Source organism: Amycolatopsis roodepoortensis, assembly GCF_024628825.1.
GTDB lineage: Bacteria > Actinomycetota > Actinomycetes > Mycobacteriales > Pseudonocardiaceae > Amycolatopsis > Amycolatopsis roodepoortensis.
Map to the genome: position 1 here is coordinate 411,508 of NZ_CP102415.1, position 16,126 is coordinate 427,633.

Genomic DNA, 16,126 nt, shown 5'->3' on the forward strand with positions numbered 1-16,126 from the left:
CGTGCGGGGAGCGCGACTGTGGGCCACCGGGCGCGGTACTCGCAGCATCTCGCGCGGCCACGGTGGACAGTCCTGTTCGGACGACACGACGCTCCGCACGGGGCAGCCGGTCGTGCCGGGCGGTGGACTCAGCTGGCGCCAGGGCCTGGGGCGGAGCGGGCTGCGTCGACGAACTGCGAGTAGAGATCCGCGCCGGTGCCGGTGCCGGTGCCGGGGGATTGCGCCATGTAGAACATCGGCACGCCGTTATCACGCCGGAAGAGGACGAGCCGGACCGCGCGGTGGGTGGTCACGTCGACGAACAGATGCTCCGAGGCGGAGTGGCGGTGCTCGATCTCGCGATCGAGCAGGCCGGAGAGCCACTTTCCGGCGTCCTCGCGGTCCAGCGGGCCGGCGTCGGTGACCTTGCTCAGCCCGCGCGGGGCCACGTCGATCGCGGCGTGGTCGACGAGATCCGCGATCCACGCAGCGTGCGCGAGGTCGGGGTGAGCGGTGTCCTGAACGGTCACGGTCGACGTCGTCACGAGGCGTCCCTCGTCGCGACCGCGCCCCACGCCGGAAGTTCCGGGCCCGCGATGTCGGCAGGTTGCGGTCTAGCCCACTGCGACCCCGGCGCGACGCCGGGGGGTTCGAGCGTCCAGCCGGTGCCGTCGAACCAGCTTTCGACCTCAGCCTGAGATCGCGGGGTCAGCTGGGGCTCGGGCGTGAAGGCCAGGTGCCTGGCCAGGTCATCGAGCGCGGCGGCGGCCGCGCTTCCCGGGGGCGCGGTGCCGAGGGTGTTCACCCCGATCACACTGCCGGGAGGGAGCTCCTCGTGGTAGGCGCGCATCAGGTCGGTGACGTCACCAGGCCAGTGCGCCGGATCTCCGACCATCGTCAGGCCCACCGGTTTCCCGAGGTCCAGGGACCAGTTCTCTGGACCGTGCAGGGCGTGCAGCGGGCCGTGGACGTCGTGGACCGGGGCCAGCACTGTCGCGGCCCGTGCCTGCTCCTGGCGCTCCAGTACAAGGGTCTGATGTGCGCAGGGGACAGTTTCTCGGGCCACCAGCAGCGTGGTGGCGGCCGGGAGGTGGGTCTGGACCAGGCTGTGTTCTGTTTCCTCTTCCTCTTCTTTCTCTGTCTTCTTCGGGCCGAGCGGCAACCCCGCGCGCAGGATGACGAACTGGTCGATACCTCTGTCCTTAGCCATGAACTCGAGGGCCTTGTCGAGGAACATGCGCTGTGCGGCCAGGCTCACGCCATAGCCGGGCACGTCGTCCTCGATCCTCGCGGCCAGTGTCCGGTCGACGGGGTAGATCCCCATCGTCGTGTCCGCCTTGAGGGCCGTGCTGAGGAGGACACCGTTGAGGCGGCCGACGGTCGCCTGATTGAGTTCGGCTGCCTGGTCGGGGACGGTCCCGTGCGGGGTCAGGGAGTACGGGTCAGGCGTCGGGGTCATGGCCGGGGTTCCTCGCGTGATCGACGGTGCTGGCAGACGGACGTGGTCTGGTGCGGGGCGGGCGGCGTGCGATCACCGTGATCAGCTCCGCCGCTGTGTCCGTGGTGGACCGTGATGCGGCGATGCACGGAGGGGCGTGGATCTCCACGCCGCTGCACCGGATGAGGTCCCATGCGTGCGGGTCGGTGAACATGTCCAGCACGTCAGAGGCGGGGCGCAGGACCAAAGGTGATGGCAGACAGCTCGTGAACGCGGCCTCCACCGGCGAGCGTCCCGAATCCGGGGTCGTGGCCGGGTGCTGTGGAGCTACATGAGTGACCGACACCCGGCTGTCCGCGGGCAGCACGTCCCACAGGTCAGCGAGCAGTGCCTGCGGATCCCAGGTGTGCTGGAGCGCGGAGGACAGCACAACCCAGATCGGGGCGTCGAGGGTGATCTCCCCGTTCGCGGCGGCCGTGCGCAGGCAGGCGCCGAGACGGGGAGCAGACGACATCCAGCTGACGTCCGGGGTCTCGCGGTAGGCCGCGACCATCCAGGACCGCACCGCGGATTCGGCATCGTCGATCAGGTACAGCACGCGAGCCCCGCGGTCGGCCGGCAGCACCTCGTGGACGGGCTTCCAGGGTGGGAGGTCGGGGTCGACGACGACGTACTGCCGGAACCTCCTGGCCGCCCGGATGAGGACACGGTCCCGGAACTCGTGTTCGGCCGTGATTGTCTCCGGGAAGGCTGGCATGCAGACGCGGATACGCCACGCCGCCGATAGGGCCCCCAGGTCGTCCCAGCGGCCGCCCAGCGCGGCCCGGACCCCGGCCCGTGTCACGATCCACTGTGGACAATCGGGGATGGGTACCGCTGCGGTGGCGGATCGGCGTGGGCGTTCAGGCATCGTTGCGTGCTTTCGTCGTCTTGGGAGGGGTGGTGCCGCACTCGTGCGGTACGTGCCGGGGCGGCGGACGGACGGGAAAGGGCCTACTGGTCTGGTGGGGGAGCGATGACCAGGTCCGACATGCGGACCGGCTGCTTGACCACGCCGAAGCTGTGCATCAGGTCCGCCCAGCGCTGCAGCTGCACCGCCGACGGCGAAAGCGGGAAGATCGGCAATTTCATCAATTGCGCGTCGCCCGCGTCGACCTTCATCTCGCGCACGGCGAGCTGCTGCACGATCTCGGGTTTCGAGGTCACCTCGGCCGCGGCGCGGCGCAGCGCCCGCTGAAACGCGGCGATCTCCGCCGGGTGCTGTTGCGCCCAGGCGGCCGTGACCACGTAGCTGCCGGTCGGGATCGACTGTTCGAACCCGCCGCCCTTGACGGGATCGATGAGCTGCTTCAGATGCCGTTTGGTGGCGGGGGTGACATACGGCTCGGGCAACAGCGCGGCATCGATCTCCCCGCGCTCGAGCAGCCCTGGCATGTCCGGAAACTTCGCCGTCGTCCACCGGACGGTCGAGGTATCGACCTTGTGCGTGGCCATGACGGTGCGGGTGAGCATGTGACTCACCCCGTTGGTGCCGTTGTGCGCGATCCGCTTCCCGGCCAGGTCTGTCACGTTCGGTACCGAGCCGTCGTCACGGACCATGATCCACATGTTCTCCGGGCCAGCCATCGCAGCCTGGGCGATCACCCGGAGTTCCAAGCGGCCATTGGCGATCGCGGAGATGATCGCGACGTCACCGGCGTAGGCGATATCGGCGTCGCCCGAGGACAGCTTGTCGATCCCGTACTGCCCGCTCTCAGCCGGAATCTGAGTGACGGTGATGCCCGCGTCCGTGAAATAGCCCTGCTCGACCGCCCAGCGCAGCGGGGCGGAGTCCAGGATCGTCATCACGGTCGCCTTCACCGATGGACGCGCACCGGAAGGCTGATCGGACTCCCCGCCGAGCAGACCACAGGCGGACGTGGACAGGAGAAGCGCGGCGCCCAGCAAGGAGCGAAGCGCGGCGGCGTAGCGCCTGCGGTGCGGCTGAAGCGATCTCATCATGGTTCTCCGAACAAAAAAAGGGACGGGGAAACGCGGATCAGGAATGCGGGAACCGCCAAGACGGCCACCCAATGGGCGCGACGACGGCCTGCGGTGCCGGTTCAGCGGAGCTGCCGCCGGACGGCTGGAGTCCGGCTGATAGGCCGCAGCAAAGGGCGAATGACCTCGGGACATGGGTGGCGCGGCTGCAGACCCGATGCTTGCAGCTGATCACGGTGCACTCCGGCACCGTCGAGAATCGCCCAGAGCGCCGCGGCCCGCGCGTTGTCCGTGCTGCGACCCAGATGCGCGGACGCGAGCACATGACGCCACTCGATCATCAGGTCTGGATCCGTCAGGACCCATCTGCGCAGAAGGCTCCTGCGTGCGACGCGTTCTCGCTTCAGTACACTCCAGGCCACCGTGTACGCAGGGCCCTCGATCTCAGCGAGCAGGTCGCCGACCGTCAGTTCCCGGGACAGGATCGCGCGGATCGCGCGACCGCACGGCTCGGCCAGCCACTCGATCGCCGTGCCGTTGAGAACCCTCACTCGCCCGCCGCTGATCGTCGCCGCATCTCGAAGTATGAACTCGGCCACCAAGCCGACCGCGACCGCGGATCTATCCCGATGGAACTGACGGGGAATCACGTGATCGCGGTGCTCGTCCTCCGTCGCGGACAACACCAGCACAGGCAGAAACGCTGGTTCTTCAGAGTCCGAAGTCGTCGTGGACTGCGGCGTGTGATGCAAGGTGTCCTCCCCTGTGGACGAGACGGCCGGTCGGGGCGGCCCCTCTGCGATGTGGTGCCTAGGCAAACGGCCAGGGTTTTCCCTTGTGCGCCAAGGCTCCCACGTTGTATTCGTCGACGGCGAAGCGCTGCAGAAGCGGACCGGGCGGGTACCACTTCGAGCACGGAACCAGCGCCGGCGCAGTTGTCAGCGGGCTGGGAACGACAAGCGGGAGGCCCCCGAAGAACGTGGCGATCTCCGCTTCCGGGCGGCAAAGCCGCGTATCGAATTTCTCTTCGAGGGCATGTGCCGCCCTGACGGCCGCCGCGCTGTCGGCCGCGGCGTCGGGGATGCACAGGTGGCTCACAGCGATGAACGATCCCTTGGGAAGCGTGTCGATCTGGCCCGCAGTGACCTCCGCCGGGGTGACGCCGCTGCCGGACGGAAGAAACGGCAGTGTGGCGCAGTGCAGCAACGCGACTGGTTCGGAGGGGTCCAGTGGCACACTCGAGCCTTCGAACAGCCGGGTGAGCAGGGCCGGGTCGTAGATGTCGTCGTGGATCACTCGAACGACAGGCCCACGCTGTTTGGTCCTCGTGTCGAACTCGAGTGCAAGCGTTGCGCTGTCCAGTTCCGGCTCCACATACACCACGACCGCATCAGGGGCATCACGGTGAATGAGCGCGTGGAGCGGCGCCGCACTTGTCTCACACTGATCAACGCCGAGCAGCACAAAATGGGACACCGCGGTGCGGCTGATCAGCATGCGGCACACCCGAACCCGGAACCAGAAATCCTCGGTGAACAGACGCTTCGCACCCTCGAAACCATCCGGTAGCACCTGAGCGATCTTGTCGGCGACTTCCCGGTCCTTGACGTAGTTGTCCTTGCCGCCAACCAGCGCGTCGATCACCCGCACACGACTACGTCGCTCCTGACCCGCCAGCTGCTCTGACGGCATCAACCGCGATGTGGCGACACTGGAACCCACGTGCAATGTCCTCTCGATTTTGTTGGGGTGATCTTCAGGTCGTGTGGAGCGAACGACCAGGAAGGTCGACCGGGCGGTGGCCGGAAGCAACCGGGCGGTCTGGGAGTTTGAGCAGCAGAAATAACTCTGCGTGCTCGGCAATTCTTCGAGGCGTCAGGTATGGAGACCGCTCCGCAGTGCTCGGCAGAATGCTTGGTCCGTGACCGATCGCTATCCTGCGGAGCCATCTGCCGTCCTGGTTGCTGCGCACGAGTCCGGCGATCACGTCGATCGCCCGGCCATGCGTGACGGCTACGAGCACGCGATGCACTTGTCACCACCAGCGAGTTCCCATACCAGGAACTTTGTCGCAGAGTGATCGGCCACAACACAGCCCGTGACGACCAGTTGAGTGGCAAGACCGCCGCGAACTAGGCGTGAAAGGCATAGATCAGCCGGATCGGCGCCAAGACGCTAGCCTCCGCGACGTGGATCTCCTGCCGTTCGACGACTACGTGCGCTCGCTCAACCGGAAACGAATGTCCGCCGGCGTCCTCTACCGCGACGAGAACGATCGGGTATTGATCGTGGAGCCGTCCTACAAAGAGCACTGGGACATCCCCGGCGGCGCCTGCGACAAAGACGAACCACCGTGGCGCACCGCCGACCGTGAGATCCGGGAAGAACTCGGCATCACCCGGCCGCCGGGAGAACTGATCGTCATCGACTACATCCCCGCCGACGACCGCATGCCCGAAGGACTCGCATTCATCTTCGACGGCGGCCTGATCAGCGCCGACGACGTGGCGCGTCTCGACATCACCGACCCCGAGATCGTCTCTGTCAACCTGATGCCGCTCGACGACGCCGCACCCAAGCTGAAGCCGATCCTCGCTCGCCGGGTCGCCGCCGCACTGGACGCCGCCCGTTCCGGTCGACTCGTGATCTGCGAAGACGGATACCCCGTCGGGAGTTAGGCTGGACGGCCGGAAACCGGAGGCGCCATGACCGGAGACACACGGACCCCGTTCGCGGAGAACCTCGCCCGGTTCCGCAAAGGGCGGAACCTCTCCCAGGAACAACTGGCCGAAGCCGCCGGCGTCGGCATCGACACCGTGGCTCGGATCGAGCAGGGCATTCGCTCCACCTGTCGACCGAAGACCCTGAGAAGTCTCGCGACCGCCCTCGGCGTCACGGTCGACGCGCTGCTTGGTGCGGTTCCGCAGCGGCGACACTCCCGCGACGTCGACGTCGCACCGCTCCGGAAAGCCATCACCGCCGACGCTCGCATCCCCGGCCTTGAAGACTTCGCCGAGTCGCGCGAGCTGCTGCCGCTCGAGGAGCTGACGACCAGCGCACACAGCGCCTGGCGCGCCTACGTCGACGGGCGCCACAACGAACTTCTCCACGCGCTGCCCGCCGTGCTCACCGATGCCCGAAGGGTCGTCCGCGATACGCATGATGAACAACGGGCAGGTGCGCACCGTGTTCTGTCCACTGCCTACCGGCTCGGTGCCGGAATCGCCGGACGCCTCGGCCTCGACGACCTCGCCTACACCGCGGCCACCCGCGCGCTTGACGCCGCCACCGAATCCGATGCCCCCGAAGTCGAAGCCGCGATCTCCCTGCGCTACCTCGCCTGGACCCTCATACGCCAAGGCCGCGCCGATGAAGCCGAACGCGTCGCCACCGAAGCCGCCGCGGTCATCGAACCCCGAATGCTCGACCGCGACCCCGTTCGCGCCGGTGTCTTCGGCAACCTGCTGTTCAACGCCGCCACAGCGGCGCTCTCCTCCGGAAGCGCGGACCGCGCCGAAGACCTCCTCGCGGCAGCACACGCGGCCGCCATCCGCTCACGCGGCGACACCGCGACGGAAGCCGCGATCTTCGGGCCCCGCGTGGCAGCGCTCCAGCGCGTGGACCTCGCTGTCCGCTCCGGAGACCCCGAACGAGCTCTCCAGCTGGGCGGCACGGTTCCCGATGTCGAGGGTGGCGACGTTCCCGCGTTTTGGGAGGCAGGCCACCGGCTGTACCTCGCGGCCGCCGCCGCGGAACTGCGCCGCGATCGCGCGGCCTTGGCGTGGCTCGCCGAAGCGAAAGATCTCGCCTCCGACTGGGTGCGTTACCAGCCACTCGGGAAAGCCACGATGAAGCGGATCGTCGATCGCGCGACGCGACGCCGTGGGCCGGAATTTGCCGAGCTCGCCGCTCACTACGACGTTATCGCCCAGGTGTAGCGGTCAGACTCCGCATTTCTACTCGGAGACTGGCTGGCCCCGTCCTACCTCCTAGTAAGGGAGGTCGAACAAGCGGTGGAGATACTCGGCCACGCGGCGGGGCTGCCTGTCGGCGGCAGTTCGGTACGTCCGGCGCGGGGAACTACAACGGTGGCGCGCCGCCCCAGCCCGCCGCTGCACATGCCCTGCCATCGCCGACTTGCTCGCTCGCTGGGGCGCTAGCGGGGTCGGGTCGCGTTCTCGGCCCAGGCCAGATAGTCGGCGGAGCCCCTGACGAGCTCGACGGCCGTCACCTCAGGCTTGTCCCATGGGTGGTTCGCGATGATGTGCGCTTCCAGCTCGGCGTACCTTCCGTCAGTCGTCTTGAACGACACGTTGAACTCTTCACCTTGGCCAGACTTGCCAAGGTGCCAGAAGAACGAGGTGACCGGTCCGACGACCTGCGCGGTGGCCGCCAGACGGGATGCGACGGCTGAGGCCGCGAGCTTCTCGCCGGACTCGCGGTCTGGGGTGGCTGTGGTCACGACAAGGTGATCTGTCATTCCAGCAGCGTAGGGCCACGATCAACTCCGAAGCCCGTGCGCGAACCATCCACCGTTCATCGTGCCGAATCGCGGCCGTACGAGGTGCAGCCTTCGGGATCGGTCGTCCACTGCCGACGTTCGCTAAGGTCGGGGAACGGCGTTGTCGACAACCTGAACGCCCTTATGAAATTCCGGGTCGTTGCGGTAGGCGCAGGGCCAGGGCGTCCCCAGTGGATGATCAGAGAAAGGGTATGGCCAGCGTGATCCGCTCCGTTGTGTTCGACGTCGGCGAAACGTTGATCAAGGACGATCGGGAGTGGGGGGCGTGGGCTGATTGGCTTGGAGTCCCGCTGAACACCTTGTCCGGGCTGGTAGGAGCGGTTACGGCGGCTGGCTTCAACAACGCTGAGGCGTTCCAGCTCATCCGACCCGGCTTCGATCTTGCTGCCGAGCGGCAGCTACGGGAACAGGCCGGTGTTGGCGAGCGGATCGAGGAGTCGGATCTCTATCCCGACGTCCGGCGCGCACTCGAAGCCTTGAAGGCGGCCGGCTACTGGCTCGGGATCGCCGGGAACCAAACCGTCCGAGCCGCCGAGCTGCTCCGGCGACTCACGTTGCCCGTCGATGCCGTCGCCACATCCGGCGAGTGGGGAGTCGCGAAACCAGACGGCGAGTTTTTCCAGAAAGTTGCCGAGCTCGCGCCGGGGGAGCCGGACGAGATTCTCTATGTCGGCGATCATCGGGACAACGACATCGTGCCCGCACGCGCCGCCGGGTTGCGGTCAGTCCTGGTCCGCCGCGGCCCGTGGGGGTACTTGTGGGCCAGCGATCCGATCATCCGTGAGAACGCTGACTGGGTGATCGACTCCCTCGCCGAACTTCCTGGCCTGCTTGCTTCCTGACTACAGCCCGAAACCGCTTCGGCTCTGCGGCTTCACCAGGCTGGCAGCGAAATCCGCTAACGCATCACGCAACTGTCCGCGTGTGGTGAGCTCGAGGTGATCGACCACGTCGATGACCTGCGAATGTTCACGGACGTGCTCAGGTGCGATGCGCCCGGCCTCCCTGAACGCGCTGAGCACGCGTTCGGGCTGATCGGCGAGGTGGAACGCGCGTCCCAGGTCGATGTAGAAATGTGAGCGGCGCTCCGCGGGCATCGTGATCGGTGGCGCCCAGCCGCTGGCCAGTCGCAAGGCGCCGCCGACGTCGCCGAGTTCCACGGCAAGTGACAGCTGATGGATACGCACGGACGGCACCCCGAAGACTGTTCCCAGGTGGACGCCCTCATTCACCTGCCGCGCTGCCTGCTTCGCTTCCTCGATGTGGTCACGCGCTCGCAGTGCACTCCCCGCCCGCGCGGCCATGACTGCCGCCCGCATGTGCAAGGTTCCGTACGTGGCCGCAGCAGTCTCGGACGCGTTGATGCGAATCTTGTTGGCCGCCGCCGTCAGCATGCGGCTACCGGCATCCAGGTCGTGAGTTGCGAAGTAGATCTCGCCCCGTACATACGCGGCGCTGCCGACGAGCAGTTCGTCTCCGGACTGCGTCGCGGCGCTTCGCATCAGGTCGATGATCCGTGCCGAGAGGTCGTAATACCCGAACTTGTCCGCGATCGCATCAGCTGCCCGATACGTGCGAGCGAGCAGGCCAGCGTAGTGAGGCTTCAGCGTCGGCGGTGCGGAGAGGATCGCTCGGTGCAGTTCAGGCAAGAGCTCGTTGACGTCGGCAGCCAGCACGGCATAGTCAGATTGCAGCCGTCGCGCCACGATCGTTTGAACAGCCACCGTCAGCTCGGATAGAGGGCGAACAGGTCCGTCCTCGGGGAGATCCCGCGTGTCCAGGACGCGACGAAGCTGCGGTATGTCCGAATGCACCACGCTGGGCGCAGGGTTTCCCGGTCGCGACGAATCGCCTCGCCAGTTGATGACGTTCTTGCCCGCTCTGCCCAACTCAGGGGAGCTGCCGGGTCGAACAGACGCAGAACGGACGTCACCGTCTGTCCGTACTGCGTCTACCTCGTGATCAGCGAATGAGTCATGTGCGCCGTCAGCGGGGGGATCAAGGCGTAGAGCGAGTTGCCGGCGGGTGATGCGGAGTTCCTCGGCGAGACGTTGCTGGAGGAAATTCGTGCTGGGTTTGTAGGTGCCGTTCTCCCACTGGCGGACCGTTTTCACATCGAGGCCGAGGGCCGCTGCCAGGCTCTCTTGCGTATGGCCAGCTGCCTTACGATCTGCAACCAGCTCTAGGCGTCTAATCTTCACCAAAGCCCTCTCGGTAAGCCCTTGACCTGCGTCGTCGCTGGTCAAGACTACCAAACTCCCGGTTCAATTCCGGTCAACTGGCACCGCCGGCCTGGTTGGAACGCCCGGCTAGGCCGCCTCGAGAGAGTCAGCCCCCGTGTGCCAATTCGCGACTTCGTGCCGCCCACTCCGATTCGGCCCAGCCGGGTGGCATCTCAGCAAGGCAATCGCGCGCGGCCTGGCGAGAACCCGAATGGTCACCGAGCGCGTGCAACACGAGTGCCTTTTGACCAAGGAAGAATGGTGGCGTATACCAGTACCCTGAGGCAAGCATGTCTTCTTCTTTTGGTAGATGTTCGACGAAGTGATCTGTAGTAAGAAGTAGCCGGACGCTTCTACCTCTCAAACCTAATCGCGCGAGAATTTGGGCTCGCTGGAAAATCTCGTAGGTCCGTAGCCCTGGATTTAACTGACCGTCCCGCTGCGCGGCCTCCGATAGCGCGTCCGCGGAACTGAGATCGAATCGTCAGATCGCCGAGTAGGCCGCAAAGGACAGGGCGGTAGACAGCCGAAGTGGATCGTTGGACTCCAGTGCGACCATGGCTGCTCGATCGAGGTGGCGCCTGGCTGTCGTCCAATCCCTGCCGGGTATCGCGAGCCAGCCACGATACTGCTCTATCTCGGACAGAAGGCCAGTTGCCTGGCGGCGTACGTTGAAGCGAGCCTCTCTCGCAAAAGCTTCAGCGATGCTGTGAAGCTCGCGAACCGATGATGTTACCATCGCTGAACTTGTGTTGTCTTCGAGGTGTCGCACAAAAGCCAGCACCTTTGATAAAGAATCAAGAGTGGCTTGGTCGACGGAGTTCGGTAAATGCATTGCGCGGGTTAAGCGATCCGACTGCTCGTAGTTCAGTGTTTGATTGAAGACGCTTTCCAGTCGAATTGGATGGACCTGTACCTCTTCGGGGGTGATCGATTGGGCAAGTGTGTCATCTGTGGCGACAAAGCGCTGAGCGAGTTGTCGGCGAGTGATGCGGAGTTCCTCGGCGAGACGTTGCTGAAGAACGAGTGTGCGGGGCTTGTATGTGCCGTTCTCCCAGTTGCGGACGGTTTTCACGTCAACGCCGAGCGCTGAGGCGAGGCTCTCTTGGGTATGACCTGCTTGCTCACGATCAGTGACCAGTCTGCGGCGTGGAACCTTCACAAAGTCCTCTCAGATAGCGCGCTGCACGAATCGTCGCTGGTCAAGGCTACCAAACTTCCGGTTTGCGCCCGCTTACGCGAGGGCGGGCGCCCTGGTCGGGACAGTTGGCGAAGTGCAAGATCATGTTCCTGAAGGGCCGGATTCCGTTGATCCGCAGCCGAGCCCGATCGCTACGGGTTCGGCGTCGTCTAGCCGAGCGCGGCCAGGTTTTTGTGAAGGAAGAACTGTGAATGTTGCCAGTTGCATTGCACCTGTCGCTCCAGTGAGGAGAGAACAAGCGGCGTATGAGTGCTGATGCCGCAGCAGCGATCTCCACCGCTGACCGCCATCGGATGGATGCGGCGGGTACCTCCTTTGCCCCTCGGAGGGGATTACCACCTCGCAGGGGTGTCGGCGGCCCACTCGGGCATTGTCCATGCGCTAGATCTCGATGCGTGGAACCAGAGTCAGATTGTTCTTCCGCTGTGCCTGTCGGCTTCCTCGCGTGCCGATCACGTCAGCGAAGGACGCCGGGGCGTACCAAGATTTCGTGCGCGACCGTCCCCCGTGGACTGTCAGTGTTGCTGGGAGCGGCTTTCTGAAGCACCTACGACGTGGTTTCCGATCGCCCGCCAGTACCGCACCACGCCTCCAAGTCCCCGGATCTGGTGGGCTTCGGTGCGAGGCGATCGTCCGCTGTTGGACTGGCTACGGGATCCAGAGGGGTACAGGCGGGCCCGTTCCCACCGGACTGCGGCCGGAGACCTGGCGGGCTTGGTGGCGCGGGCGTCGGTTACTGAGGTGATCAGTGTTAGGGGCGATGTGCTGTCGCACAGCGGAAATCTGATCGAGCCCGGAGTCGGGAAGGACGTCACGGTGCTTGTCCGCCGTGTGATGGCAGGCGCTGGCGCTTGTAGAGGGGATTCGGTGTGCGCGGAGGTGTTGTGCGGTCCGGTCAGGTCCGGTTCATGAGTTACAACCTGTTCGCCTATGGCGACGACCTTGAGCGGGCTGAGCTGGGCCACGAGGTGATCCGGCAGCAGGGCGGAGGCGGCCAAGGCAGGTGATGCGCTGGTGGTCGCTGTGCAGGAGCTGATCGCCGACGACCGGGCGGCCGGATTAGGCGGCACAAGGTGGTGTCGTCGCTGGTGGCCGGGGGCCGGTCGGCGGAGTAAGGCAGGGCGCGCGGGGTGGCGGCTGCGGACGCTGACCGAGGCGACCGGTTTGCGGCGTGAGTATCAGCGCAACCGGCCGGCCGTGGCGGTCGGAAATCAGCGCTATCACCTGGGTTTGCTGTGGTCGGACGAGCTGAGCCCGGCGGGCGGGTTCGCTGTGGTGGCCGGTCAGGCGCTGTGGCACGCGTATCTGCAGCTGGACCTCGATGTCGGGGCACGGGAGCCGGTGGCGCACGGGTCGTTCCATGCACGGCCGCATGGGCTGCGTCAGCGCGCCGACGAGAGCGAGGTGGTGGTGAAGCGGGTGTACCGGCCGCCTCACCCGCGGGCGACGCTGGTGGGACTGGACCGGAACGGAGTCGCGGCGGACCTGCCGGGCTGGCCACCCCGTGCCACCGGCGGGCCGTGGCCGGAGTACGACCACGACCCGTACCGCGTGCGGCGCGGCGAGCCGTGCCGCACGGTCGACTGGCATCCCGAGTTCACCTACCAGTGCCGGACCTGGACCAACGCCGATGGGACGCGGGGCTGGGCGGCGGATCGGACGGCGGGTCGGGTGCTGTGTGATGGTGGCCTGGTCGATGCGGCTGCGGCGCTGGAAGTCCCGTGGGCGGCGACCGTGGGGCATTGGCCGGGTGACCAGGCGTGCGGGCCGCGCCGGTTCGACGGCGTGATCGTCACATCTAACGTCGTGCCCGGGCCGGTGTCGTGCGAGGTCGTCGCCACTGATCTGGCAAGGAAAGCTTCCGATCATCTGCCGTTCGTCGCGCGGTATGCGCCGGCGGCGATCACCGACTCTGCGTCCGAGCGTGCCGGTGGGTAGCGGTCGCGTGTACGGACGTGGTGCCGGGGGAGTGGCGTGATGCCGGGCCTCGATGCGGTCGCGGCACGGGCGCCCCTGCGGCGCAGCAGCTTGAGTGCCCGGTCGGCGTGGTGGCCGACGATCGGCGAGCTCGTTATCGAGGCGCACGGCGAGGATGTCCCGGACGCCGACTGGTTCGGGCCACAGACGAACGGTGGTGCGTTTGTGCGGTGGATGCCGCGCTTGGAGCGGTCGCCGTATCGCTTGTGGACGGTGTTGGAGTGGCGGGCGCACGGGATTCCTGTGGTCGACATCGCGGTCCTCGTGGGTGTGCCGGAGGGACGCGTGCGGTCGTGGTTGACCCGCAACGCGCGTGAGGCACGGAAAGAACGATTGACGGCCGCGTTGAGACCGTGGTCGACGAGGGGAGAGACGACATGACAGGCACCGAGCTACGGCTCCGGACCGCGACAGCGAACGTGAAACGCGCGGGATACAACCGCCGGACGAGGTTTCACGATCACGACAAGCTCGCGGCGACCTTGTGCCCGCTGGAGGAACCGCCGCACGCGCTGTACTTGTCCGAGTGCACCCATTACACCGACACGTCCCACGATCCGGATCCGCTCGAGGAGGTCCTCAAGCTGCTCGGCTCGCTGTGGACGACCCGGGGGCCTGATGGCCGGAAGTTCGGCGAAGTCCCCTACCGTGCCTGGATTTCCAAGGTCCCGGGGTCGGTGAACGTCCCCGGCCTGTTCGTCGACCCCCGCACCGTCGAACCGGGCACTCCTTATCGGCTCGCCGGCAGGCGGACCCAGCTGGCCAACACCCTCACCGCCACCATCAACGGCCACCCGTTCCGGTTGAAATGCGTGCACTGGAACGGATCCCGTGGCCCGAGCGGCCTGATAGAGCAGGCGGATCAGGACGGTCAGGTCGCGGCGGAGAACGCGTTGTACGCCGGTGACTTCAACACCACCAGCTCCGCCGAGGGCGAAACGGTCTATGAGAACTGGGGTGCGCTCTGCGACCGGGTGGGCCGTCCGTGGATGCGCAGCCAGAAAGGCATCCGGCGTCCGGACGGCACCTGGGTCACGCACACAGGGATGGACCGATTTCTGGAGCATGGGTGGTGGGACGCGGGCCAGGTCGCCGGTGACTTCACCCCGACCACGACCGACCCGGAGACCGCGCTGCGGATCGATCGCATCGTGCTCTCGAAGCAGTCACCGGCCCGGTTCGACCCCGACACGTACGCGGTCCACGGCCATCCACTCCTCAGCAAGGGCGCGACACCGAATGACCATCTGATGGTCAGCGCGGACGTCATCATCGAGGCGGCAGCATGACCAGGCTGGCCAGGGCGGCTGGACCGAGCACGCTGCTGGTGCTCGCGACGGTCGTGGCCGGATGCGGCCCAGCCCCGGTGAGCCCGCCGCCGTCGCCGACGACAACCCGGACGATCGGGCTGACGACCCGGGTCCCGCCGTACGCGGGGGCGCCCGCGGTGCGTGACCCGCTGCCGGGCACGGTGTTGTCCGGTCATCCGTGCGCGACCGCCCTCACCCCAGTCCAGGTCAAGCAGATCCTGGGCATCGAGGCCAGCGGCAGCCCCGACCGAAACGAACCGGCCGGGCCGACCTGCCTGTGGGAGAACCCAGCGACAGCACGGACCGTGCGGGTGGTCTACGCGACGACCCACCGGCAGGGCCTGAGCGCGGTGTATCCCTCCCGGAGCCCGGAGGAGGGCTGGGTGTGGCGGGAAGGGACGGTGGGCGGCTTCCCGTCGGTGGTCACGACCCGGGATCCGCAGTGGTACTGCACAGTCACGGTCGGCCTGGCCGACGACGCCGCGGTCGGGGTCTCGCTGCTCGGCCGCGTCGGTGACACCCGTGACGTGTGCGCGGCGACCGGGCAGGCCGCCGAGCTGGTCGTCGCGACGTTGCGGAAGCAGGTGGGACGGTGACGGTGTCGACGCCACCAGAAGCCACGGGGGGCGACCGGGCTAGTCGGCGGCCGTCGGTGATGGCCGACCATCCCGGGTGGCGGCTGGATGACCAAGGTTGCCTGCGGCGGCTGATGTGCTCGTCGGACGCGGTATGGCTGGTGACGGCGACCCCACTCCGTGACGGCGCCCATCAGATCGACCTCGAACTCGTCGACGGGCCACCCGATACCGACCCGCGGGTCGACGTCGTCGATCCGGCCGCGCTCGCCGACTCCGGCACTGGGCTGCACGACATTCTGCTCGAGGCCGGGCCGGTGGCTCGGGTCCGGTCCAGTGATCTGTGGGACGCGCTGGTCGGCGCGACCCTGCGGTGCACCATGCCGCCCGAGCGCGCCCGCGCGGTCTATCGGGACAACGCGGCGGGATTCGGCACGAGCTATGACACGCCACTGGGCCGGGCGAGTCTTTTTCCCTCACCCCAAGTGATTCTGGAGTTGTCGGCGGACGTGATCGAGGTATCCGGCCTCGGCCATGTCCGTGGTCACCTGCGCACCGCGGCATGGGTCGCCCGCGAACTGGAGTCCCGGTGGCGGACCGTGCCGTGCGAGAAGTTCGCCACGATCCTCGGGCATGTGCCGCGGCTCGGATCATTGATCGCCGGGGCTGCGGTCGCGGACCTCAGCAGCGACTTCCGCTGCCTCGAGCCCGGCGACGTCCTCGTCCGCCGCCGAGTCCGTGCGCTGGATCCTGCGGCGTCCTGGCCCGACGATCCGCGGGCCTTCGGCACACGATGGCAGCAGATGACCGGGACCGAACGATCGGCCTGGACCGTACTGGTCCTCGCCGCCGACGCTCGTCACATCGTGCAGGTGCCGTGACCCCACCTCCTCGTGTGCGCCCACCGGTGAGACGAACCGGT

Annotated in this window: 16 protein-coding genes; 7 read left to right on the top strand and 9 right to left on the bottom strand. The window is 66.9% G+C overall.

Features of this window, described 5'->3' with window-relative positions; translation table 11 throughout:
* Positions 1 to 128: 128 nt before the first annotated feature.
* The 6 genes from NQK81_RS01950 to NQK81_RS01975 form a co-directional block, all read right to left on the bottom strand.
* Positions 129 to 524 (bottom strand): hypothetical protein, encoded by a 396-nt coding sequence (locus tag NQK81_RS01950; protein ID WP_257486765.1) that lies wholly within the window; start codon positions 522 to 524, stop codon positions 129 to 131.
* Positions 521 to 1,438: an SAM-dependent methyltransferase gene (locus NQK81_RS01955; protein WP_257486766.1), complete on the bottom strand. Its 918-nt coding sequence runs from the start codon at positions 1,436 to 1,438 to the stop codon at positions 521 to 523. The genes NQK81_RS01950 and NQK81_RS01955 overlap by 4 nt, the downstream gene beginning before the upstream one ends.
* Complete coding sequence (locus tag NQK81_RS01960) at positions 1,422 to 2,261, bottom strand: SAM-dependent methyltransferase (RefSeq protein WP_257486767.1); 840 nt, start codon at positions 2,259 to 2,261, stop codon at positions 1,422 to 1,424. Before NQK81_RS01960 ends, NQK81_RS01955 begins: the two co-directional genes overlap by 17 nt.
* 149 nt (positions 2,262 to 2,410) lie before the next feature.
* A complete protein-coding gene (locus NQK81_RS01965) occupies positions 2,411 to 3,415 on the bottom strand; it encodes an ABC transporter substrate-binding protein (RefSeq protein ID WP_257486768.1) in 1,005 nt (334 codons plus the stop codon).
* Positions 3,416 to 3,519: 104 nt separating this feature from the next.
* Positions 3,520 to 4,089, bottom strand: a complete 570-nt coding sequence (locus NQK81_RS01970; RefSeq protein WP_257486769.1) for a hypothetical protein — start codon at positions 4,087 to 4,089, stop codon at positions 3,520 to 3,522.
* 118 nt (positions 4,090 to 4,207) lie between these two features.
* Positions 4,208 to 5,041 (bottom strand): SAM-dependent methyltransferase, encoded by an 834-nt coding sequence (locus NQK81_RS01975; RefSeq protein WP_257486770.1) that lies wholly within the window; start codon positions 5,039 to 5,041, stop codon positions 4,208 to 4,210.
* Between the two features lie 545 nt (positions 5,042 to 5,586).
* On the opposite strand from NQK81_RS01975, the gene NQK81_RS01980 reads away from it, so the two are divergent.
* Both NQK81_RS01980 and NQK81_RS01985 read left to right on the top strand, forming a co-directional pair.
* Complete coding sequence (locus NQK81_RS01980) at positions 5,587 to 6,075, top strand: NUDIX domain-containing protein (RefSeq protein WP_257486771.1); 489 nt, start codon at positions 5,587 to 5,589, stop codon at positions 6,073 to 6,075.
* Between the two features lie 27 nt (positions 6,076 to 6,102).
* Positions 6,103 to 7,335 (top strand): helix-turn-helix domain-containing protein, encoded by a 1,233-nt coding sequence (locus NQK81_RS01985; RefSeq protein ID WP_257486772.1) that lies wholly within the window; start codon positions 6,103 to 6,105, stop codon positions 7,333 to 7,335.
* Between the two features lie 218 nt (positions 7,336 to 7,553).
* Here NQK81_RS01985 and cutA read toward each other — a convergent pair whose 3' ends face one another.
* On the bottom strand, positions 7,554 to 7,859 hold the full coding sequence (gene cutA / locus NQK81_RS01990; RefSeq protein ID WP_306856025.1) for a divalent-cation tolerance protein CutA: 306 nt from the start codon (positions 7,857 to 7,859) through the stop codon (positions 7,554 to 7,556).
* 260 nt (positions 7,860 to 8,119) lie between these two features.
* On the opposite strand from cutA, the gene NQK81_RS01995 reads away from it, so the two are divergent.
* The gene (locus NQK81_RS01995; RefSeq protein WP_257489978.1) at positions 8,120 to 8,761 is read left to right on the top strand and encodes an HAD family hydrolase; all 642 of its coding nucleotides are present in this window, start codon (positions 8,120 to 8,122) and stop codon (positions 8,759 to 8,761) included.
* On the opposite strand, the gene NQK81_RS02000 is transcribed toward NQK81_RS01995, so the two are convergent.
* Positions 8,762 to 10,165, bottom strand: a complete 1,404-nt coding sequence (locus tag NQK81_RS02000) for a helix-turn-helix transcriptional regulator (protein WP_257486774.1) — start codon at positions 10,163 to 10,165, stop codon at positions 8,762 to 8,764.
* A gap of 460 nt (positions 10,166 to 10,625) precedes the next feature.
* Positions 10,626 to 11,303: a helix-turn-helix transcriptional regulator gene (locus tag NQK81_RS02005; protein ID WP_257486775.1), complete on the bottom strand. Its 678-nt coding sequence runs from the start codon at positions 11,301 to 11,303 to the stop codon at positions 10,626 to 10,628.
* Between the two features lie 1,053 nt (positions 11,304 to 12,356).
* On the opposite strand from NQK81_RS02005, the gene NQK81_RS02010 reads away from it, so the two are divergent.
* From NQK81_RS02010 to NQK81_RS02025, 4 genes are all read left to right on the top strand, one after another.
* Entirely contained in the window at positions 12,357 to 13,280 is a 924-nt protein-coding gene (locus NQK81_RS02010) for a hypothetical protein (protein WP_257486776.1), read from the top strand.
* Between the two features lie 416 nt (positions 13,281 to 13,696).
* Positions 13,697 to 14,608, top strand: coding sequence for a hypothetical protein (locus tag NQK81_RS02015; protein WP_257486777.1), 912 nt, complete (start codon positions 13,697 to 13,699; stop codon positions 14,606 to 14,608).
* Positions 14,605 to 15,225, top strand: a complete 621-nt coding sequence (locus tag NQK81_RS02020; RefSeq protein ID WP_257486778.1) for a DUF3558 family protein — start codon at positions 14,605 to 14,607, stop codon at positions 15,223 to 15,225. Before NQK81_RS02015 ends, NQK81_RS02020 begins: the two co-directional genes overlap by 4 nt.
* Before the next feature lie 59 nt (positions 15,226 to 15,284).
* Entirely contained in the window at positions 15,285 to 16,085 is an 801-nt protein-coding gene (locus tag NQK81_RS02025; protein WP_257486779.1) for a DNA glycosylase family protein, read from the top strand.
* Positions 16,086 to 16,126 lie beyond the last annotated feature (41 nt).

Coding starts and splice junctions, on each gene's coding strand:
- NQK81_RS01965 (WP_257486768.1), bottom strand. CDS start 3,415: ATGAGATCGCTTCAGCCGCACCGCAGGCGCTACGCCGCCGCGCTTCGC.
- NQK81_RS01955 (WP_257486766.1), bottom strand. CDS start 1,438: ATGACCCCGACGCCTGACCCGTACTCCCTGACCCCGCACGGGACCGTC.
- NQK81_RS01985 (WP_257486772.1), top strand. CDS start 6,103: ATGACCGGAGACACACGGACCCCGTTCGCGGAGAACCTCGCCCGGTTC.
- NQK81_RS02015 (WP_257486777.1), top strand. CDS start 13,697: ATGACAGGCACCGAGCTACGGCTCCGGACCGCGACAGCGAACGTGAAA.
- NQK81_RS02020 (WP_257486778.1), top strand. CDS start 14,605: ATGACCAGGCTGGCCAGGGCGGCTGGACCGAGCACGCTGCTGGTGCTC.
- NQK81_RS02025 (WP_257486779.1), top strand. CDS start 15,285: ATGGCCGACCATCCCGGGTGGCGGCTGGATGACCAAGGTTGCCTGCGG.